Source organism: Sediminicola sp. YIK13 (genome assembly GCF_001430825.1).
Taxonomy (GTDB): domain Bacteria; phylum Bacteroidota; class Bacteroidia; order Flavobacteriales; family Flavobacteriaceae; genus Sediminicola.
In genome coordinates this window covers 1,604,165-1,625,946 of sequence record NZ_CP010535.1, presented here as the reverse complement: position 1 = coordinate 1,625,946, position 21,782 = coordinate 1,604,165, and the positions used below count along the sequence as shown (strand labels likewise).

At 39.4% G+C, this 21,782-nt stretch carries 21 protein-coding genes; 15 read left to right on the top strand and 6 right to left on the bottom strand.

The genetic code is table 11. The annotated features are described in order from the left end of the window. Positions 1–51: 51 nt before the first annotated feature. On the top strand, positions 52–453 hold the full coding sequence (locus SB49_RS07210; protein ID WP_145758365.1) for a hypothetical protein: 402 nt from the start codon (positions 52–54) through the stop codon (positions 451–453). A gap of 86 nt (positions 454–539) precedes the next feature. Continuing rightward, positions 540–1,580 (top strand): quinone-dependent dihydroorotate dehydrogenase, encoded by a 1,041-nt coding sequence (locus SB49_RS07205; RefSeq protein ID WP_062055221.1) that lies wholly within the window; start codon positions 540–542, stop codon positions 1,578–1,580. A 10-nt stretch (positions 1,581–1,590) separates the two neighbouring features. On the opposite strand, the gene SB49_RS07200 is transcribed toward SB49_RS07205, so the two are convergent. After that, positions 1,591–2,007, bottom strand: a complete 417-nt coding sequence (locus tag SB49_RS07200; protein ID WP_062055219.1) for a Dabb family protein — start codon at positions 2,005–2,007, stop codon at positions 1,591–1,593. Positions 2,008–2,081: 74 nt separating this feature from the next. On the opposite strand from SB49_RS07200, the gene SB49_RS07195 reads away from it, so the two are divergent. The 8 genes from SB49_RS07195 to guaB all read left to right on the top strand — a co-directional run bounded on the left by SB49_RS07195 (position 2,082) and on the right by guaB (position 12,003). Then, entirely contained in the window at positions 2,082–2,708 is a 627-nt protein-coding gene (locus SB49_RS07195; RefSeq protein ID WP_082591081.1) for a LysE family translocator, read from the top strand. Positions 2,709–2,740: 32 nt separating this feature from the next. Beyond that, positions 2,741–3,607 carry a hydroxymethylglutaryl-CoA lyase gene (locus SB49_RS07190; RefSeq protein WP_062055215.1) on the top strand — a complete coding sequence of 289 codons (867 nt, stop codon included), beginning with the start codon at positions 2,741–2,743 and terminating at the stop codon, positions 3,605–3,607. Positions 3,608–3,726: 119 nt separating this feature from the next. Beyond that, the gene (locus tag SB49_RS07185) at positions 3,727–4,947 is read left to right on the top strand and encodes a DUF4856 domain-containing protein (protein ID WP_062055213.1); all 1,221 of its coding nucleotides are present in this window, start codon (positions 3,727–3,729) and stop codon (positions 4,945–4,947) included. A 106-nt stretch (positions 4,948–5,053) separates the two neighbouring features. Continuing rightward, positions 5,054–6,178 (top strand): imelysin family protein, encoded by a 1,125-nt coding sequence (locus tag SB49_RS07180; RefSeq protein WP_062055211.1) that lies wholly within the window; start codon positions 5,054–5,056, stop codon positions 6,176–6,178. Positions 6,179–6,181: 3 nt separating this feature from the next. Further along, a complete protein-coding gene (locus SB49_RS07175; RefSeq protein WP_062055209.1) occupies positions 6,182–7,549 on the top strand; it encodes an HTTM domain-containing protein in 1,368 nt (455 codons plus the stop codon). After that, a complete protein-coding gene (locus SB49_RS07170; protein WP_062055207.1) occupies positions 7,530–10,001 on the top strand; it encodes a TonB-dependent receptor domain-containing protein in 2,472 nt (823 codons plus the stop codon). The genes SB49_RS07175 and SB49_RS07170 overlap by 20 nt, the downstream gene beginning before the upstream one ends. Positions 10,002–10,011: 10 nt before the next feature. After that, positions 10,012–10,479 (top strand): heme-binding domain-containing protein, encoded by a 468-nt coding sequence (locus SB49_RS07165; RefSeq protein ID WP_062055204.1) that lies wholly within the window; start codon positions 10,012–10,014, stop codon positions 10,477–10,479. A gap of 51 nt (positions 10,480–10,530) precedes the next feature. Next, entirely contained in the window at positions 10,531–12,003 is a 1,473-nt protein-coding gene (guaB, locus tag SB49_RS07160; RefSeq protein WP_062055202.1) for an IMP dehydrogenase, read from the top strand. Positions 12,004–12,075: 72 nt separating this feature from the next. Here guaB and SB49_RS07155 read toward each other — a convergent pair whose 3' ends face one another. Both SB49_RS07155 and lysA read right to left on the bottom strand, forming a co-directional pair. After that, the gene (locus tag SB49_RS07155; protein ID WP_082591080.1) at positions 12,076–12,609 is read right to left on the bottom strand and encodes a DUF255 domain-containing protein; all 534 of its coding nucleotides are present in this window, start codon (positions 12,607–12,609) and stop codon (positions 12,076–12,078) included. 61 nt (positions 12,610–12,670) lie between these two features. Further along, entirely contained in the window at positions 12,671–13,912 is a 1,242-nt protein-coding gene (gene lysA / locus SB49_RS07150) for a diaminopimelate decarboxylase (protein ID WP_062055200.1), read from the bottom strand. 164 nt (positions 13,913–14,076) lie between these two features. Here lysA and SB49_RS07145 point away from each other — a divergent pair, with 164 nt between their 5' ends. The 3 genes from SB49_RS07145 (at position 14,077) to SB49_RS07135 (ending at position 16,614) form a co-directional block, all read left to right on the top strand. Beyond that, entirely contained in the window at positions 14,077–14,715 is a 639-nt protein-coding gene (locus SB49_RS07145) for an LON peptidase substrate-binding domain-containing protein (protein WP_062055198.1), read from the top strand. Positions 14,716–14,796: 81 nt separating this feature from the next. Continuing rightward, positions 14,797–15,990 carry an ADP-forming succinate--CoA ligase subunit beta gene (sucC, locus tag SB49_RS07140; RefSeq protein WP_062055196.1) on the top strand — a complete coding sequence of 398 codons (1,194 nt, stop codon included), beginning with the start codon at positions 14,797–14,799 and terminating at the stop codon, positions 15,988–15,990. Positions 15,991–16,263: 273 nt separating this feature from the next. Then, complete coding sequence (locus SB49_RS07135; RefSeq protein ID WP_062055194.1) at positions 16,264–16,614, top strand: hypothetical protein; 351 nt, start codon at positions 16,264–16,266, stop codon at positions 16,612–16,614. Positions 16,615–16,645: 31 nt separating this feature from the next. On the opposite strand, the gene SB49_RS07130 is transcribed toward SB49_RS07135, so the two are convergent. Continuing rightward, a complete protein-coding gene (locus SB49_RS07130; RefSeq protein WP_062055192.1) occupies positions 16,646–17,020 on the bottom strand; it encodes a DUF1456 family protein in 375 nt (124 codons plus the stop codon). Between the two features lie 146 nt (positions 17,021–17,166). Here SB49_RS07130 and SB49_RS07125 point away from each other — a divergent pair, with 146 nt between their 5' ends. Further along, positions 17,167–17,568 (top strand): hypothetical protein, encoded by a 402-nt coding sequence (locus tag SB49_RS07125; protein ID WP_062055191.1) that lies wholly within the window; start codon positions 17,167–17,169, stop codon positions 17,566–17,568. A gap of 127 nt (positions 17,569–17,695) precedes the next feature. After that, positions 17,696–18,121 carry an Hsp20/alpha crystallin family protein gene (locus SB49_RS07120; RefSeq protein ID WP_062055189.1) on the top strand — a complete coding sequence of 142 codons (426 nt, stop codon included), beginning with the start codon at positions 17,696–17,698 and terminating at the stop codon, positions 18,119–18,121. Positions 18,122–18,184: 63 nt separating this feature from the next. Here the strand turns inward: SB49_RS07120 and SB49_RS07115 are convergent, their stop codons facing one another. Both SB49_RS07115 and uvrB read right to left on the bottom strand, forming a co-directional pair. Beyond that, the gene (locus tag SB49_RS07115) at positions 18,185–19,723 is read right to left on the bottom strand and encodes a M20/M25/M40 family metallo-hydrolase (protein ID WP_062058963.1); all 1,539 of its coding nucleotides are present in this window, start codon (positions 19,721–19,723) and stop codon (positions 18,185–18,187) included. A 10-nt stretch (positions 19,724–19,733) separates the two neighbouring features. Continuing rightward, positions 19,734–21,722, bottom strand: coding sequence for an excinuclease ABC subunit UvrB (uvrB, locus tag SB49_RS07110; RefSeq protein WP_062055187.1), 1,989 nt, complete (start codon positions 21,720–21,722; stop codon positions 19,734–19,736). Positions 21,723–21,782 lie beyond the last annotated feature (60 nt).

The window sequence follows — 21,782 nt, the reverse complement described above, 5'->3', positions numbered from 1 at the left end:
AGCATTTTAAACCAGTTGAGCAATACTTAAGATATGTGGCTAAGAGAAGGAATGGCATTGTTACTATTATTTTTCCTGTGCAGTCTTGGAATCGCCCAAGAATGTACTTTGGGCATTGGAGGAAGGGACGCAGAGACCATTATCCAAGTTTTTCAATTGAAAGAAGACCAGGTTGCAAAAATGAATGAGCTAAGGTCTGAGCTAGACATGGAGACCTCGCCATTGGAGGGGGAGATCAAAAAGCTGTTAGAGACCCATCCACAAGGCACACCTGAGGAATTGACCGAACTGGCAGTGAAATTTAAGGTCCTTGAAAGTAAAATAGTTCAAATTTCCAGATCATATGATCAAAGGCTTTTAGCTTTTTTTAACCAGAAACAATTCCAAAGATATGTCGAGTTGTGCCACGAGGCGGTAAGGACACCTTTGAAAATTGAACCTATTCCTGAATAACTTTTTCTAGATGTTAATAATTTAGTGGTGATACCACTTACTAGAAGTTATGAGTTTGTATTTTTGTTAAAATTTTAAAGGAATTCATGTACAAGCTTATTCTTAGACCCTTATTTTTTCTTTTTGATCCCGAAATGGTTCATCATTTTTCATTCTCTATGATCAAGTTATTTTCCAAACTTGGTTTTTCTGGGTTGTTCAGATCATTATATGTTTTGGAAGATCCAAGATTGGAACGGGAAGTTTTTGGTTTGAAATTTAAAAACCCTGTTGGGTTGGCAGCAGGCTTCGATAAGAATGCCGTGCTCTACAATGAACTGGCAAATTTCGGCTTTGGCTTTGTGGAAATAGGTACATTGACTCCTAAACCTCAGGAAGGCAACCCTAAGAAAAGACTGTTTCGACTCACAGATGATAAGGCTATTATCAATAGAATGGGATTTAACAACCTCGGCGTCTTTGATGCTGTGGAACAATTAAAGAAGGAGCATAAGGTGCTTATAGGCGGTAATATTGGAAAAAACAAGGTAACCCCAAATAAGGAAGCGGTTAAAGATTACCTAATTTGTTTTGATGCCCTTTTTGATTACGTTGACTATTTTGTTGTAAATGTGAGTTCCCCAAATACTCCTGGGTTAAGGGAATTACAGGATAAAGAACCATTGACTGCTTTGTTAAAAGAATTAAAGAAAGAGAATTCTAAATTGGCGTTAAAAAAGGAAGTAAAGGAAAAACCTATTCTTTTAAAAATAGCACCAGATCTAACAGATAGCCAGTTATTGGATATCATAGAGATAGTTGCCGATACCAAAATTGACGGGATTATAGCTACCAATACGACCATTGGAAGAGAAAATTTAAAATCGCACCTTACCCTTACTGAGGAAATGGGTGGGCTAAGCGGTAAGCCATTGACCAATAGGAGCACGGAAGTAATCCGATTTCTTTCCGAGAAAAGCAACAAGGCCTTTCCAATTATCGGGGTAGGAGGGATTCATTCGGGGGAAGACGCCCTAGAAAAATTGGCTGCAGGCGCAGATCTTATTCAAGTTTGGACTGGTTTTGTCTATGAAGGCCCTGGTCTGGCAAAGAAAATTAATAAGGCAATCTTAAAGTCACAACTATAGTGCGAAAGGCCTATTGACGCGTCCAATAATCTACCACCAGCACATCTTCAAGATATGGAGTAAGAATTGCACCAAATGCTTTATGGTCTGGATGGGGAAGATAAATGCCCCGGTCCTCCTCTGTTTTAAAGGTCAGTAAATAGCAATGTGTAAATCCTTTGTTTAATCCTTCTGGGCTATTGTTCAAACCCCATTCATAGGAATAGATTGCTTTTATTTTGTTCGGGAGCGCATTAAAGGCTTCCTCAACTGTTGCTATTTCAGATTTGGTAGTACCTTCCTTAAATTTGAAAAGTACCACATGTCTTAAAATACTGTCTTGTATTTCTATATTGTCAGCTTTTAAAGGTTGGGTCATTTTAGTTGTGGCGGTAAGGCCTAGCATTAGTGAAATTATTACAAAGGTAACAGTAAATAGAACTTTCATTTTTTTGATCAAGATAGAAAAAATACCCCAATTGTGTTTCTTAATTCGTATTTTGGAATTTATAAAATAAGCGATTGAACTACGAGATTTTATATGCCTTTGTAATGGCAACAGCCGCTCTGGCAATAGCCCCCGGTCCCGACAATATTTATGTTTTAATGCAAAGCATAACCTACGGAAAAAAGTTTGGGTTGGCTACCGTCGCAGGATTGATCTCAGGCTGTTTGATACATACCACTTTATTGGCCTTTGGAGTATCGGCAATTATAAAAGAAAGCGAGACCATATTTTTTAGTATTAAATTATTGGGAGCTCTTTATTTGTTTTATTTGGCGTTTATGGTTTTCAAAAGTGCACCTGATATTCGTTTAGGGGAGTCACACCTTGCAAAAAAGAGTCTGCTACAGCTGTTTAGAAAGGGATTTATAATGAATGTTCTCAATCCTAAGGTCACTATCTTTTTCTTAGCTTTTTTTCCTGGATTTTTATTTAGTAACGAGTTGAGTACTGTGGTTCAATTTTATGTATTGGGTTTGTTGTTTATGGTTGTATCATTTATAATTTTTGGATTGATAGCTTTGCTTTCCGGTGCAATTTCAGATTACATCACCAAACATTCAGGAGTTGGCCATTTTTTAAAATGGTTGCAGATTTTTGTATTTGTAGGTATTGGGGTTTATATCTTATTTTCGGATAAATAATAGTAATTTTGAAACCGTCATAAAAAATATTCATGTCCGAAAAGGTCAAAATCATAGAATGTCCCAGAGATGCCATGCAGGGCATAAAAGCTTTCATTCCTACAGAGAGCAAAATAAAGTATATACAAGCATTGTTGCGCTGTGGTTTTGATACCATCGATTTTGGCAGTTTCGTATCCCCTAAGGCCATTCCCCAAATGGCGGATACCGCAGAAGTATTGGCAGGTCTGGATCTCAGTAGATCCCAAAGTAAGTTGTTGGCCATTGTGGCCAATGTGAGGGGAGCTGAGGATGCATGTCAGCATGATGCCATAGATTATTTGGGATATCCTTTTTCCATTTCCGAAAACTTCCAAATGAGGAATACCCATAAAACCATTGCAGAATCCGTTACCACCTTAAAAGAGATTCTGAGTTTGGCCAAGGCGTCCAATAAGGAAGTGGTCACCTATATTTCCATGGGTTTTGGAAACCCTTACGGAGATCCTTGGGATGTAGATATTGTAGGGGAGTGGACAGAAAAACTTGCGGATATGGGAGTTGGGATATTGTCCCTATCAGATACGGTAGGTTCCTCTACTCCAGAAGTGATCAACTACCTTTTTTCTAATTTAATACCCAAATATCCAGAGATTGAATTTGGTGCTCATTTGCACACCACTCCTTCCAGATGGCATGAAAAGGTAGATGCGGCCTACAAGTCCGGATGCCGAAGATTTGATGGGGCTATTCAAGGTTTTGGGGGCTGTCCTATGGCCAAGGATGAACTGACAGGAAATATGCCCACCGAAAAGATGCTGTCATACTTTACTAAAGAAAAGGCAGATACGGGGGTAAATTGGATGACATTTGAGGCTACCTACAATAAAGCATCTGAACTTTTCTCTCTATATCATTGATATGTAATTCATTGTGATTTTTATTTAGATTTAGTATAAATAAACTTTGTGGATATTAAAGTACGTCATATATTTGCAATCAAATATTATTTTAATCCAATCTAAATAAGAACAATTTCATGAAAAAATATTTGATCCCTATGTCTTTTGTAGTTTTAGGCCTCTTTACTGCTTGTGATTCTGATGACGATAACACGGATTATGACGGTTCTACGATCAATAACCCAACTACCTATAGTTTCGAAAGAAATGGAGAAAGCACTGTTGATTTTAACGGACAGTCTACACGTTTGGCCATGGGTGGTGAACTGGGTGTGGAACTGAAGAATACCTCTAAAACATCGGCCGCATTATTGGCAATGTTCGCACATCAGGAAGGGGAGAGTAATTTTTCGAATGCAGCTCTCAATGCCTCCAACAAGAATATCAGAAGTAAGACAGCGGCTTCAGTTGATTATTTCTCTACCAATGCTACGGATCAAGCCTTGATACGTGCTGATTTTGATAAATGGATCAACCAGCAGGTAGAAGAGGTATTTCCAAATTGGAACAGTCCAGCGTCAGTAGGTGTCGCAGGTCAAATTGCCGATGGTTCCTCTACCCGCTATATCAACGCCTTGGGTCTGGAATATGACCAATTGGTCATTAAGGGTCTTATAGGGGCTTTGGTGATAGATCAAACGCTGAACAACTATTTGAGTCCGGCAGTATTGGACGAAGGAAATAATAGGACAGATAATGACATGATGTCCGTAGAGGATGGTAAGACTTACACCACTATGGAGCATAAATGGGATGAAGCGTATGGATATGTGTATGGCCTAAATGCAGATCCGGCCAATCCAAATGCAGATTTAGGAGCGGATAGTTTTTTGAACAAATACATCGGAAGAGTGGAAGGAGACTCGGATTTTGCCGGAATCGCCAAGACCATATTCGATGCCTTTAAATTAGGTAGGGCGGCCATTGTTGCTCGGGACTACAATTTACGCGACGCACAGGCCGAAATTTTGAAAAAGAAAATTTCAGAGATAGTTGGTATTCGTGCAGTATACTACTTGCAACAGGCAAAACCCCTGTTGGCGCAAGAAGTTCCCGCCTATGGATCGGCATTTCATGATCTTTCAGAAGGTTACGGGTTTATTTATAGCCTACAGTTCACCAGAAACCCTTTGAGCAATGCCCCTTATTTTACCAAGGCAGAGGTAGATGCTTTCCTTTTAGACCTAATGGACGATGGTCCAAATGGCCTATGGGACGTGAAAGCGGCTACTTTGGATGCTATTTCCGTGGCCATTGCAGAGCGATTTGAATTCACCCTGGAAGCCGCGGCCGAATAAATAATGCACAACAACGACCAATTGTTAATAAATAAGCAACTTTTAAATGAACCAAGAATATTTTCGTTTTGTAATTTTGTTTAATTAGAATAAATAAAAATAAGCTATGAAGAAAGTGATACTGTTGACCATGGGTTTGTTCCTGTTTTGGGCTTGCTCTTCAGATAGTACTGATGAATTAGAAAATCCAAATCCAACCCAGGTCAGTTTTGATAGGGGAGCTATGTTGACAAATTGGGCAGATAATATAATTATCCCTTCGTATGAGGCATTCAATATAGAAATGACCAATCTTAACAATGTATTCTTGAAATTTAAGGCTGAGCGTTCTACGGAGAATCTTGAGGCTTTCAGGGCAGCATGGTTTGATACCTATAAGATGTGGCAACGTGTGTCCATGTTCGAGATAGGGCCTGCGGAAACTTCGGGATTGCGCTTAAATATGAATATCTACCCTACAAATTTCCAAAAAATTGACGATTATGTTGTTACTGGAAACTATGATCTAACTCTTTCCTCCAATCGGGATGCCAAGGGCTTTCCTGCTTTGGATTATTTGATCAATGGTTTGGCGGAGACAGATACCGATATCGTCTCGAAGTTTGAGACCTCCAATGGAAATGGACTACTATCGTACACAGAAGCTGTTTTGTCGGATATGACTTCATTGACCACTACAGTCTCGGATGGATGGAAAAATGGCTATAGGGATGTTTTTGTTTCCAATGATGGAGCATCCGCCACAGCATCAGTCGATCGCTATGTGAATGATTATATTTTTTATTATGAAAAATTCCTTAGGGCAGGTAAAATGGGAATTCCATTAGGAGTATTCTCAGGGAGCACCCTACCCAAAAATTTGGAAGCCTATTACAAGAGTGATGTTTCCAATGAATTATTCTTGGAAGGACTTTCAGCTATTCAAGACTTTTTTAACGGAAAACATTTTGGGTCAACGGCCTCTGGTGAAAGCTTGGCCAGTTATTTGGATAAGCTGAATAGGGTAAAGAATGGTGAGGATTTAAATGCAGCCATAAATGCTCAGTTTAACACTGCAAGAGAACAAGTAAGTGGTCTTTCCTCCTTTAGAGCGGAAATTGAGAACAACAATCCACCAACGGCAATGTTAAGAGCTTATGATGAGGTGCAAAGAGCTGTACCATTATTAAAGGTGGATATGGTTTCTGCCATGAGTATAAGTATTGATTTTGTGGACGCTGATGGTGATTAATAGATGAGAATCGGAATTCAACAATACCTAATTAAGCCTGTGGAGGCCGCCCCCTTGGCGGTCTTTCGCATTTTCTTTGGCATCATGATGTTGTTGAGTATTATTCGGTTCTGGAGTTATGGCTGGATTGAAAAATTGTACCTAGAACCAAAATTTTTCTTTTCCTATTATGGCTTTGAATGGGTCAAGCCCCTAGGACCCTATACTTATATCCTATTCGCGGTCTGTGCTTTGGCTGCGGTTTTCGTGGCCCTAGGGTATAAATATAGATTGGCCATCGTCATATTTTTTATAAGTTTCACTTATATTGAATTGATGGACAAGACCACTTATTTGAACCACTATTATTTTATTAGCCTCTTGTCTTTTTTAATGATATTTCTTCCTGCCAGTGCTTATTATTCCATAGATGCCTATAAAAACTCCAAAAGGGCATTTCAATATATTCCGGCATGGACTATCAATTCTATTAAATTGTTATTGGCAATAGTTTATTTCTACGCCGGTTTGGCCAAGTTGAATTCAGATTGGCTGTTGCATGCCATGCCCCTTAAAATATGGTTGCCTTCCAAGTTCGATACGCCTTTACTGGGCAATTTCATGCATTTGGAATGGGTTCACTATGCCTTTAGTTATGGGGGAGCGCTTTACGATTTAACCATTCCGTTTTTATTGTTTTTTAAACGGACAAGGACGCTGGCGTTTCTTTTGGTAGTGGTTTTTCACGTACTGACCAGGGTACTTTTTCCTATTGGAATGTTCCCATATATTATGATCGTTTCTGCACTCATCTTCTTTGATTCGGATGTGCACCGGAAGATACTGGGATACCTTAGTAAGGTTCTAAAGACAAACTTGCATTTTTTTGATAATCAAAGGATATATTTACCTAAGTCTCAGGTAAAGGTAAATGCCATTAAGTTTGTTGTGGTTTTTTTCTTTGTGATACAATTGTTGATGCCCTTCAGATACGTGGCCTATCCCGGGGAACTATTTTGGACAGAAGAAGGGTTTCGGTTCTCATGGCGGGTCATGCTCATGGAAAAATCAGGTTATGCCCAATTTAAAGTTGTAGATGGTGTGTCTGGCAAATGGTTTTATGTTGATAATTCGGATTTTTTGACCGCTTTTCAAGAAAAGCAAATGTCCTTTCAACCAGATTTTATTTTGGAGTATGCCCACTTTTTGGAAGACCACTTTGCCAAAGATGGTTTTAAGGACATAGCCATTTATGTGGATTGTCAGGTTGCCCTGAATGGAAGATTGAGTAATACCTTTATAGACCCCAATACAGATTTGACAGAACAAAAGGAATCATTGCAACATAAAACATGGATAACAAATTTTAAACATGACATTAAAGGATTTTAAAATTGCATTATGCCTGGTTTTCTTTTTTCAATGGTCGCAAGCCCAGTTTGAATTGAGGGGAACAGTAGAAAATACAGAAAATAATACTGTTCCAGATGCAGAACTTTATTTAAAGGAAGTGGAAAAATTTGCCAGGGCCAATTCAGATGGAAAATATGTCTTTAAAAATATTTCACCTGGTTCCTATCAACTTATTGTATTTGCTTATGGCTATAAGGTAAGAGAAAGCATTGTTCAGATCTCTGGGAACACTTCTTTGGACATATCGTTAGAATCTTTATCAGAGGAATTATCTGAAGTTGTGGTGACCCAGCAACGGGAAAAGATCTTTGCGTTAAAACAATTAAAGAAAGTGGAGGGCACGGCCATCTATGCGGGTAAGAAGACCGAGGTAGTGCTTTTGGATGGCCTGGTAGGTAATTTGGCTGCAAACAATGCCCGTCAAGTGTATGGGCAGGTAGTTGGACTCAATATATATGATAATGGTGATGCTGGTTTACAACTAAATATAGGGGGTCGAGGATTGGACCCCAATCGTACGGCCAACTTCAATACACGCCAAAATGGATATGATATCAGTGCAGATGTTTTGGGTTACCCCGAAAGTTATTACACACCTCCGGCAGAAGCCCTGCAGGAAATTCAGGTGGTGCGGGGAGCAGCTTCATTGCAATATGGAACGCAGTTTGGAGGATTGGTCAATTTTAAGTTCAAGACACCTGAACCTAACAAGAAAATAGAATGGGTGAGTAGGCAGACATTGGGATCGTACGATTTAAAAACAAGTTTTAACAGTCTTAGCGGTACCTTGGGCAAGTTTAGTTATTATACATATTTCAATTATAAGGAAGGTAACGGCTTTAGGCCCAATAGTAGTTATGGTAGTCGTAATTACTTCGCACATCTAGGGTATCAATTTACTGACCGGACAAAAATAACCTTCGAGACCACAGTCCTGAATTATTTGGCCCAACAGCCAGGAGGGCTTACAGATGCACAATTTTTGGAAGACCCCACCTTTAGCAACAGAACCCGGAATTGGTTCGATGTGGATTGGAAATTATTTTCACTACGATTGGACCACGCCTTTTCGGATAATACGAATATGAGTTTAAATCTATTTGGTTTGGATGCCTCAAGGAAGGCTTTGGGTTTTAGAACAAATCGTGTTTCCCAATCCGATGACCTTTCAGAACCAAGAGAACTACTAGTGGATAATTTTAAGAATCTGGGAGCTGAGTTGCGGGTATTAAGTCGCTATAAGTTGGGAGATCAGGAATCGGCCTTATTGTTGGGATCCAAAATATATAAAACCAACAACGATCAACGACAGGGTCCAGGCAGCAATGCTTCTAATGCCGATTTTACCTTTGCCGATGATACCTACCCCAATTATGAAAGACAGTCCTCCTTTGATTTCCCAAATTTTAACCTAGCCTTTTTTGGGGAGAATGTCTTTAACCTGAGTGAAAATTTTAATGTGACACCTGGATTTCGTTTAGAGCATATTAAAACGGAAAGCGTTGGGAGTTATAAGAACGTAGTGTTGGATTTGGCTGGAAACCCCCTACTAAATGAGGAAATAGCTGACAATCGTACTTTTGATAGAACTTTTCTATTGATGGGATTGGGAGCTTCATATAAGTTGAGTTCTTCTGGGGAGTTTTATGGTAATATTTCCCAGAATTACCGTTCAGTTACATTTAGTGATATTCGAGTCGTAAATCCGTCCTTCCAAGTAGATGAAAATATTAGTGATGAAAAGGGATTTACGGCAGATATTGGATTTCGAGGTCGTTTACAAGATAAGTTGTCCTATGATTTGGGGGCTTTTACATTGTTGTACGACAATAGGTTGGGAGAGGTTTTGAAAAATGAAACCCGTACCAATGAACAAGGTGAAGAGGTAGAGACTGGACGTATTGTCCGCTTTAGGGGAAACATTGGTACCGCTTTGATGTACGGTTTTGAAGGTTTTGCAGACTGGAGCATCAAGGAAACCTTCATGCCCAGTTTAACCAAGATCAGATTAAATTACTTCTTAAATCTCGCATTGACAGCATCCGAATATATTTCCTCTGAAGAAAACAATGTGGAGGGGAATCAAGTAGAATTTATCCCCAAGGTAAACCTTAAGACAGGACTTCGTTTTGGATATGGAAATCTACTGGGTAGTTTTCAGTATACTTATCTGTCACAACAATTTACTGATGCCACAAATGCACCGCAGGACGTCAATGATAACCAAAGGGGAATTGAAGGAGCAATTCCTGCCTATGACATAATGGATATTTCATTGTCCTACACTTTAAAGAAATGGCGATTGGAGGCTGGTGTAAACAATGTTTTGAACAATTCGTACTTTACCAGAAGGGCAACGGGTTATCCTGGTCCGGGGATACTTCCGGCAGAGCCCAGAACGGCATATATGACCCTACAATTAACCTTATAATTCTATACTTATGAAAATTCTTAAAAAAATCTTGTTAGTACTTTTGGTTGCCTTTTTGCTGATTCAATTTTATCGACCGGAAAAAAATAGTGCAGAGTATCGGGACGTTGTTTCATTTGAAACAGAGACAAAACCAACTCCAGAAATTAAGACCATTTTAGAGAATAATTGTTACGATTGCCATAGCAATAGAACGGAATATCCCTGGTATGCTGAAATAGCACCAGTTTCCTTTGTGATCGCTGATCATGTAGAAGAAGGGAACGAACATTTTAATGTTTCAAAATGGGACTCCTATTCCTTGAAAAAAAAGGATCACAAATTGGAAGAGCTTATCGAAGAGGTTGAAGAAGGAGAAATGCCGGAAAATGGATATGCGCTTGTCCATGGGAAAATGACCCAAGAGGAAAAAGAAGCTTTGTTGAATTGGGCAAAAAAAGCACGTGAAAATTATGCGGTTGGAGATGATATTCAATAGCATAACCAATAAAATTCACTACATTTGCACGCAATTATATATATAGTTGCTATGCAAGCTCATCTTGACAAAATTGTTGGTGAAGGTTTAACCTATGATGACGTACTGCTCGTCCCAGCATATTCTGAAGTTCTTCCAAGGGAAGTAAACATTCAAACAAAATTTACTAGAAATATTACCATAAATGTGCCCATAGTCTCTGCTGCTATGGATACTGTGACAGAATCCAAGATGGCCATCGCAATGGCTCAAGAAGGAGGTATAGGTGTGTTGCATAAGAATATGAGTATTGAGAAGCAGGCCATGAAGGTGAGAAAGGTGAAGCGTGCCGAAAGTGGGATGATCATAGATCCTGTAACCCTGCCCTTAAATTCTGTTGTTCGTGATGCCAAGGCAAGCATGAAAGAATATAGTATTGGCGGAATTCCTATTATTGATGATGAAGGAAAACTATTGGGAATTGTGACCAATAGGGATCTTCGATTTGAGAAGAATAATGACAGACCCATCTCAGAGGTAATGACCTCTGAAAATTTGGTTACAGTGGCTGAGGGAACAAGTTTGGCCCAGGCCGAGGATATCCTTCAACAACATAAAATTGAAAAATTACCAGTAGTCAATGATGATTACAAACTAGTAGGGTTGATTACTTTCAGGGATATAACCAAACTCACACAAAAACCAATTGCGAATAAAGATCAATACGGCCGACTAAGGGTTGCCGCTGCACTTGGAGTAACTGCTGATGCTGTAGAAAGAGCTGAAGCTTTGGTCAATGCTGGAGTGGATGCTGTTATTATTGATACCGCACACGGACATACCCAGGGTGTTGTTCGCGTTTTAAAAGAAGTAAAGAAGAGATTTCCAGATCTGGATGTTATAGTTGGGAACATTGCAACCGGGGAGGCTGCCAAATATTTGGTAGAAGCCGGTGCCGATGCAGTTAAAGTAGGAATAGGCCCTGGTTCAATTTGTACCACAAGGGTTGTAGCCGGTGTAGGTTTTCCACAGTTTTCAGCAGTCTTAGAGGTTGCAGCCGCTATAAAAGGCAGCGGAGTTCCAGTTATTGCCGATGGTGGAATTAGGTATACGGGAGATATTCCCAAGGCCATTGCCGCGGGTGCGGATTGTGTTATGCTTGGATCCTTATTGGCAGGAACAAAAGAATCACCAGGCGAAACGATTATCTACGAAGGAAGAAAATTTAAATCCTACCGAGGTATGGGTTCTGTGGAGGCCATGAAACAAGGAAGTAAGGATAGGTATTTCCAAGACGTAGAGGACGATATTAAAAAATTGGTTCCAGAAGGCATTGTGGGCCGCGTACCTTACAAAGGTGATTTGTTTGAGAGTATCCATCAGTTCATAGGTGGCTTGCGTGCAGGAATGGGGTATTGTGGTGCAAAGGATATAGCCACATTGAAGGAAAATGGTAGGTTCGTGAAAATTACCGCCAGTGGTATTAACGAAAGTCACCCGCATGATGTGACGATTACCAAGGAATCCCCTAATTATAGTAGATAACGTTAAGATCCTTTATAAAAAAAGAAAGCCCAAGACAATTGTCTTGGGCTTTCTTTTTTTATTGTCAATGTATTATTTGCTCTGACCCGTATAGGTCTTCCAGTCTTTTTCCTTATAAATATTATCCCCAAAATATTGGGCGATGTTTAAAAAGGGTCCCGGTTTTTGGTATCCTGGAACTGGTGATAACATATTTAATTGTTCATCCAAAAATATGGTAGTGGGATAACTTAGTTTGCCCTGCATTAAAGCGGCTGCAAATTCATGGTATCCGTTTCTTCCCTGTGGTACAAACTTATAGGTTTTGCCTTTAAATTCGATGGGATCTTTTCCCTCACCGTCCATTTTTACCATATAAAAGGTCTTCGCCATATAGGACGCAACCTCAGGATTCTGAAAGGTATCCTTGTCCATCTTTTTGCACCATCCACACCAATCGGTATAGACATCTATAAAGATTTTCTTAGGTTTTTTATCGGTTTGAGACTTCTTTACCGCTGTTTCCCATGAAATCCATTCCACTTCCTGTGCAGATACAGCAAATGAAAACAATGCTATAGCAATGACTAGCATGAATTTTGCATTAAAGAATTTATGTAAGATCATCCGATTTATTTTTAGATTTTAGTCCAATAAGTATACCAAAACTAACGTAAATTACGAATGTTTATTTTACTGCAGCCTTTTCCTTTTTAGTTGTGAAGATGTCTTTGGCATCTACTTGGTTTCTGATCAGGTCGTCAAAAGTCTCGCGTTCCCTAATTAATACGGCCTTTCCATCGTGCCATAATACTTCGGCCGGCCTAAATCTAGAATTGTAGTTACTTGCCATGGTATAGCAATAGGCCCCTGCATTTTTAAAGCAAAGGATATCCCCTTCGGATATTTCATTGATCCTACGATTACTCGCAAAGGTGTCCGTTTCACAGATGTAGCCCACTACAGAATAGTAGCGTTCCCGCCCTTTTGGATTGGAAATGTTCAAAATGGTATGGGTTGCGCCATATAACATGGGTCGTATCAAGTGGTTGAATCCTGAATCAATACTAGCGAATACCGTAGAAGTGGTTTGTTTCACCACATTTACCTTCGCTAAGAAATAACCGGCTTCACTCACCAAAAATTTACCAGGTTCAAAAGCCAGGGTCAGTTCCTTCCCGTATTCCTTGCAGAAATCATTGAACTTTTCAGTTAATTTTTGACCCAGTTCTTCTATATTGGTCTCAATATCACCTTCCTTGTATGGTACTTTAAATCCACTTCCGAAATCTATAAAATCGAGATCCTTGAAGTTTTTGGCCGTATCAAAAAGTATTTCTGAAGCATAAAGAAAAACATCGATATCCAAAATATCACTCCCCGTATGCATGTGTATTCCGTTGATGTTCATTTTGGTGAGATCAACAATTCTAAGCAAATGAGGGATTTGATGAATACTGATTCCAAATTTGGAATCGATATGTCCCACAGATATGTTGGAATTGCCTCCTGCCATTACATGGGGATTGATTCTGATACATACTGGAATATCAGGGTGTTTGCTTCCAAACTGTTCTAAGATAGAGAGGTTGTCAATATTAATCCGCGCACCCAAGGCTGCTACTTCCTCTATTTCTTCCAAGGAAACACCATTGGGGGTGTAAATGATCGACTCCGGTTTAAAGCCCGCCAATAACCCAAGTTTTACTTCTTGTATGGAAACGGTGTCCAGACCACTGCCCAGACTATTCATTAACCTCAGAATGGTAACGTTGGACAAGGCTTTAGCGGCATAGTTAAGCTGTAAATGCTTAACACCCTTAAAGGCCTTTGTTAGTCTATTGAACTGGGATATGATCTTTTCTGAATCATACACATATACGGGATCTCCAAATGTTTTGGCAATATCTAATAAATCGGAGTGCTTCATAGCCTAATAAAATTTTGAACAAAGCTAATCTTCTTCTAGGATGTTGACAAGAAATATGACAACTTATTGAATAATGCAACAAATTGTTATAAATACAACAATTTAAAAATGCTGGATTTGTTGTCTTCAAAGCTAACATCCTTTATTTTTAATAAAAAAAGATCATGAAGCTCCCCATGTTTCCTCTTCAGTCCGTATTCTTTCCAGGTGAAAGAGTGGCCCTTCACATTTTTGAAGAGCGGTACAAGCAATTGATCCAAGATTGTATGGCAGAGGCTTTGACCTTTGGTATTCCTGTTTATATTGATAATACGGTGGCATACGGTACGGAAATGCAGTTGGTAGAAATTGTACATACCTATCCCAATGGAGAAATGGACGTTGTTTGTCAAGCCAAGAGGGTTTTTAAGGTCGTAACATTCGATAATGAAATGGACGATAAACTCTATGCAGGAGGAGTTGTTACGTTTTTAGATTATATAGAAGACGGTTTGGAGTCGCAAACAGAAGCCGTAATAGAATATACCAAAACCTTATATCGATTAATGGATATTCCCTTTGATCATATTTATAAGGGGGAGCTGCACATTCACAAACTCATCCATAAGATCGGGCTAACCCTAAGACAAGAATATCACTTGTTGAAAATGGTGCATCAAAGTGAGCAATTAATTTATATAAGATCCCACCTTATTGCCACTACTGAAGTTCTGAAACAGGTAAACCACATGAAGGATGTGATCGAGATGAACGGCCATTTTAAAAATTTTGATCCTTTGGATTTTAAGGATTTTAAAATTTAATGTATCGATATTTCTTTTTCATTAGGGTAATTACCTAGGGTTTCCTATTTTTGCTTCCGAACAAAAAGATACCATTTACATATGAATCTTCACGAATATCAAGGAAAAGAAATATTAGCAAGTTTTGGTGTACGTATCCAACGAGGAATCGTGGCACATAATGCAGCCGAAGCCGTTGAGGCCGCTAAACAACTTACCGAGGAAACAGGAACAGGATGGCATGTGATCAAAGCACAGGTTCATGCTGGTGGACGTGGTAAAGGTGGCGGTGTAAAACTTGCCAAGAACTTGAGGGAAGTAGAAGAGATTGCAGGAAATATTATAGGGATGAACCTTGTTACACCTCAAACTTCAGCAGAAGGTAAAAAGGTACACCAGGTATTGGTTGCAGAGGATGTATATTATCCTGGTGCAAGTGAAACATCTGAATTTTATGTTTCCGTTCTTTTGAACAGAGGTACTGGAAGAAATATGATCATGTATTCTACCGAAGGTGGAATGGATATTGAAGAGGTAGCGGAAAAAACACCTCACTTAATTTATACGGAAGAAATTGATCCTGCTGTTGGTCTAATGCCATTTCAAGCCAGGAAAATAGCATTTAATCTAGGACTTTCTGGAACTGCTTTTAAAGAGATGACAAAATTTATCACTGCCTTGTACAACGCTTATGTGGAAAGTGATTCAAATATGTTTGAAATAAACCCGGTCCTTAAAACTTCAGATGACAAGATCATGGCTGTTGATGCCAAGGTGTCTATTGATGATAATGCATTGTACAGAAGAAAGCAATATGCAGAGATGCGCGATCTAAGGGAAGAGAATGCCATTGAGGTGGAAGCAAGGGAAGTAGGCCTCAATTATGTTGACCTTGATGGTAATGTTGGATGTATGGTAAACGGGGCCGGCTTGGCAATGGCTACCATGGATTTAATTAAAATGGCCGGTGGTGAGCCTGCCAACTTCTTGGACGTAGGAGGTACTGCAGATGCCAAACGTGTAGAAGAGGCTTTCCGTATCATCTTAAAGGACGACAATGTAAAGGCTATTCTGATCAATATCTTCGGAGGAATCGTAAGATGTGACAGGGTTGCACAAGGTGTTGTAGATGCTTACAAAAACATGGGAGATGCCATAAAGGTGCCTATCATCGTTCGTTTACAAGGGACCAATGCAGAATTGGCCAAAGAAATCATAGACAACTCAGGCTTGGCTGTTCATTCAGCGGTTCAGTTCCAAGAGGCTGCAGATAAGGTAAAAGCTGTTTTGGCTTAAATTTCCTTTTAAAATATAGTGTAAAGGGCCATGTTGAAAAACATGGCCCTTTTTTTTGTTCCCTATACATCGAAAATCAACATTTTTTTTATAAAATGATCTGGATTATTTTGGTTAATTACCTTCATTTTTTTTGATTGGGCTATAGGTGAAACACATTCAAATTGATAACCTCTTTTAAATTTTCATGAAGAAAAAGGCATGATAGGCGTAACATTTTGGAATTTGAATAGTCTTTCTTTTAAATCATCATCAATCATAAATCAAAAAGTCATGAAAAAAATCAGTTTACTATTGGTAGCTGCAATGCTATTGTCATTCGGAAATGTTTTTGCCAATCAACCTAGTTCGGTATCCAGTATACATGTAGATCCCGAAAAAAAATTGACGCTCCAAATAGGGGAGATGTTAACCGAAAATTCTTTCATACACCAGGGGTACGATCTACTGGCCCAGGTGCGTTTTACCTTGAACAAGGAAGGTGAAATTGTAGTGTTGTCCGTTGCGACAGAAGACGAACGCTTAGAAGCTTTCGTAAAGAGCAGATTAAACTATCAGAAAATAAGTCTGACTGGTTACGAGGAAGGTAAAATTTTTGCCGTGCAAGTAAGGATTCGTCAGTAGAATTAGCTGAAAAAAAAAGTCCTGAAACACTTCAGGACTTTTTTTTGTTTTTATACTTTACATAGCTGATATCAGGTATGTTCTCCTTCTTCGGTCTTGTTTTATAGGCAGGCTTAGCAGTAGGTTTCTCAGGCTGGGATTCTGTTTTTTTAGCACCGTAAAGCACTTCTTTGGGGATTTTAGGATTTTCTTTTGTACCCCTAAGGTGTATCACTAGCCCATTTAAAAAATTACGTAATATTTGATCACCGCATTCCACATATTTTGGGTGGTCTTCCTTTCTGAAAAGGGCGCCTATTTCACTTTTGGATATTTGAAAATCTACCAACTTCAAGATTTCAACTATTTCATCATCACGTAGCATCAAGGCTACCCTAAGTTTCTTAAAGATGTCGTTATTGGTCATGAATACTAATTTTTCTGCAAGGTACTACAAATATGTTTTATCGTCTTTATCGATTATTATTTTCACTTTGCTTTATACGAAAGACATTAATTTTTAAGTTATATAAGGTGTTGGCTTACAGCAAACTATTTCTAAAAAAGAAATGTATGAGTACTTTAGAGGAAAAACTGAGCATACTCTCTGAGATGATAGCATTTGCAAGAGTAGATAATACGTTGAAAACAGAGGAGTATAATTTTTTGTTGAACGTGGCCAATCAGTTGGGGGTAGATAAGCATACCTTCGATTCTTTGTTTGATAAAACGGCCACGCCAGTGTTCTTAAAGTCGGAAGCCGAAAGAATACTTCAGTTTCACAGATTGGTTTTATTGATGAATATAGACAACTCGGAGACCTCCTTAGAGGTCGCCCTACTACACAATATAGGCTTGGGAATGGGCTTGCCTCCATCCGCAATAGAACAGGTGCTTACCATTATGCATAAATATCCTGACAAAATTATACCTCCGGAGATTCTCATTAATATATTTAAGATCCACTATAATTAATAAAAAGCGACATTATGTCGCTTTTTATTTACCTATTAATGTCACTTTGACATGTATTGACTCTTGGTATATCTTTTGTTTTTAGACTATAAAAATTAATAACAGTCTAATTAAAACAATAAGAGCTATGAGTACCATTAAAAGAAATCACCCACTATTTCCATCTTTGATGAATGAAATTTTTAAGCCGGATTGGTTTGGAGGTTTGGATACCCATAACAGTACCGTACCTGCAGTGAACATTAAAGAAAGCGAAACTAATTTTGAATTGGAACTGGCAGTTCCAGGCAGGAAGAAAGAAGATTTTAATATAGAAATGGATCATGATGTCCTGACTATTTCTTCAGAGATCAAACATGAAGATGAGACTACTGAAGAACAGTATACGAGAAGGGAATTTTCGTACTCCTCCTTTAAAAGGGCTTTTACATTGCCAGACACCGTCGATTCCGAAAATATCAATGCATCTTATGAAGATGGGATCTTAAAATTTGTTCTTCCAAAAAAAGAAGAGGCCTTGCCAAAACCAAAGAGAATGATCGAAATTTCCTAAATAAATTTAGGTTGGTTTAGTTGATTTGTTTCTAAAGGCACCATGTTGATTCATGGTGCCTTTTTAATTGGGTATGGGTTCGTCCAAAATGGCTAGACAACTTTGTATGCCTTCCAAGTAGTTTCCCATTCGCAAATTTTCATTTGGCCCATGTATGTTATTATCTGGATTGGGTATTCTTATGGAGACTGCAGGAATTCCCAAAGTTTCAATAAAGGCACCTATGGGTTGTGACCCTCCCGTTGTTCTCATATTTACAATCTCATCGCCAAAGATGCGATTCAAAGCCTTATTGAGCATTTTTCCGGCATTGGTATCGAAATCAGTTCTAAACGCCTTAGATCCCAATTTATAGGTAAAGGAAGCCAATTTAGAGTGGTTGCTTCTTTCCTCTTCGGAGGGAATGCCATCCACAAGGTGATATCCCTCATTTACGATAAATTGTCTCAGGGAATTCATCAGTTTATCTCCATCGGATTCTGGCACCAACCGCATATCAATTTCAACGATAACCTCATTGGGGATTATAGTGCGTACTTCCTTACCCACATAGGCCGCTTCCAGTCCCCTAATATTTAACGAAGGGTATTGAAGGGATTCTTGATAGGTGGCTCCAACATTATCGTACGCTGCAATACCCAATTCGCGCTTAATACTGTCCAGATTTTCCGGAAGACTTTTCAATAGTGTCTTTTCAGCTTCCGATAAACTTATCCCATCATAAAATCCAGGTAAGGTAACCCGCCCATTCTCATCCTTTAATTTCCCAAGTAATCGAGCGGTATTGAATACTGGATTAGGGGCAAAATTACCATACTGGCCACTGTGCAACGGTACATTTGGTCCAAAAACTTTTAAGGTTGCCGTTGCAATTCCTCTGGCACCATAGGTTAGGGTGGGTAAATTGGACAAATGCCTTGTGCCATCCATGATCAATACCATATCTGCTTTTAGGAGGTCTTGATTTTGTTCGACGGCCTTAGGTAAAAGGGGAGAACCCAGTTCTTCTTGGAAATCCATAATCACCTTGATATTGTACGCCGGTTTTCTTTTATTGTTCTTTAAAATTTTTAGGGCAGAGATCAAGGACATGGCCGGACCTTTGGAGTCGGAAGAAGAACGTGCAAAAATTCTCCATTCCGGATTGTATGCTGTTTTTAAGCGCTCAAAACTGATGTCCTTCCATTGACCATCCCCGATAGGTTCTTTTAAAACCGGAAGGAAAGGGCTTTTTTGGTCCCATTTGGTGGAGTCCACAGGTTGACCGTCTATCTGCAAATAAAAAAGGACAGTTTTTGCCTTTTTATGATAGATTTTTTCTGAAAATAGCAAGGGTGCTCCCTCCGTATGGATCACTTGGGAAGTAAATTCCAAGTCTGTAAACAATTCCTGGCATTTGGTTAGATTGGCCTGTATCTGTTCTGGAAAATGGCCATCATTTGGTATTTCCAAGAAGGATTTTAATTGCAGGACGGCTTCCGGAAAATGTTTCTGTGATGAATTGAGTATTTTTTCTTTTGAAAGGGTTTGGGAATGACCAATGACCACAAATAGACAAAACAAGAATAGGTGAACGATTGATTGATTTCTTGTTTTTTTCATGAGCTTTTGGTTATTCCTGTTCTTGAAGCATTTTGATCTCATCCCTTAACTTCGCTGCCTGCATAAAATCAAGCTCTTTGGCCGCTTTTTCCATGGCCTTTCTTTTGTCCCTGATGATTTGTTCCTTCTGCTCCGTTGTAATATATTTTAGGTCCGGTTCTGCAGCCCGCATTTCCTCCTTCTCAAAATGGTAGGCGGAGACCGAGTTTTTTGTCAGGGCATTGTCCAAGCTTTTGTTCAGTGCCACGGGTACTAAATTGTTTTCGGTATTATAGGCTATTTGTTTTTCCCTCCTGTAATTGGTTTCATCTATGGTTTTTTGCATACTTGCAGTGATCTTATCGGCATACATGATAGCCCGGCCGTTAAGATTTCTAGCTGCCCTTCCCACAGTTTGGGTCAAGGACCGCGAACTACGAAGGAATCCCTCCTTATCTGCATCCAAAATTGCTACCAAAGAAACTTCCGGTAAATCTAATCCTTCCCTAAGCAGGTTGACCCCAATAAGCACATCAAAAATACCCTTTCGTAGATCCTGCATGATTTCAACGCGTTCCAAGGTGTCCACATCACTATGGATATAGCGACACCTTACACTGATCCGTGTCAAATATTTAGCAAGCTCTTCCGCCATACGCTTGGTCAGGGTGGTGACAAGGGTCCTTTCATCTCTTTCTACCCGCAGTTGTATCTCCTCAACAAGGTCATCGATTTGGTTTTGGCTGGGGCGTATTTCAATAATTGGATCCAAAAGTCCCGTAGGGCGAATGACCTGTTCTACATATACCCCTTGACTCAATTGTAATTCATAATCCGCAGGGGTGGCACTCACGTATATTGTTTGGTTCTGTAAGGCTTCAAACTCTTCAAACTTTAATGGCCTGTTGTCCATGGCGGCGGGTAATCTAAAGCCATAATCCACCAAATTTACCTTTCTAGATCTATCACCACCGTACATGGCGTGAACCTGTGGAATGGTAACGTGGCTTTCATCGATGATCATAAGATAATCGTCAGGAAAGTAATCCAGCAGGCAGAAAGGTCGCGTTCCAGCTTGCCTTCCATCCAGATAGCGGGAGTAGTTTTCAATACCCGAGCAATACCCTAATTCCCTGATCATCTCCAAATCAAAATTGGTGCGCTCCTCCAAGCGTTTGGCTTCCAGGGGTTTTCCAATTTCTTGAAAATAAGCGATCTGTTTAACCAGGTCATCTTGGATTTGATGAATGGCATTTTGCAAGATGTCTGGAGAGGTGACAAACATGTTTGCAGGGTAGATATTAAGGTTTTCGTATATCTCCACCACCTTGTTCTTAAATGGATCGAACGCTTCTATTTCTTCTATCTCGTCTCCAAAAAAATGGATTCTAAAGGCATGGTCGGCATAACTGGGGAATACATCCACAACATCGCCCTTTACCCTAAAATTGCCGTTCCTGAAATCGGCCGTAGTTCGGGAATATAAACTCTGTACAAGTTGATGTAAAAATTTTGTCCTAGAAATGACTTGGTCCTTATGGATAGAGATCACATTTTTCTGAAATTCCACCGGGTTCCCTATCCCGTACAAACAAGAGACCGAGGCCACTACCAAAACATCTCTTCGCCCAGAGAGCAAGGAGGAGGTGGTGCTTAATCGCAGCTTTTCTATATCCTCATTAATGGAGAGGTCCTTTTCAATATAAGTACCTGAGGTAGGAATATATGCTTCCGGTTGGTAATAATCGTAATAAGAAACAAAGTACTCTACGGCATTTTCTGGAAAGAACTGTTTGAATTCCGAATACAGTTGGGCTGCCAATGTTTTGTTGTGTGCCAACACCAAGGTAGGCTTTTGAACAGACTCAACCACGTTGGCGACAGTAAAGGTTTTGCCAGATCCAGTGACACCCAACAGGGTTTGGTACTGTTCCTTTGAATGAATTCCTTCAACCAATTCCTTTATGGCCCTAGGCTGGTCTCCGGTAGGTTTAAATTCCGATACTACTTTGAATTTCATCTTGTAAAATTACGAAAGAAGGATGGTTAATGTAGTTCAAGGGAACTAATTTTAACGAAT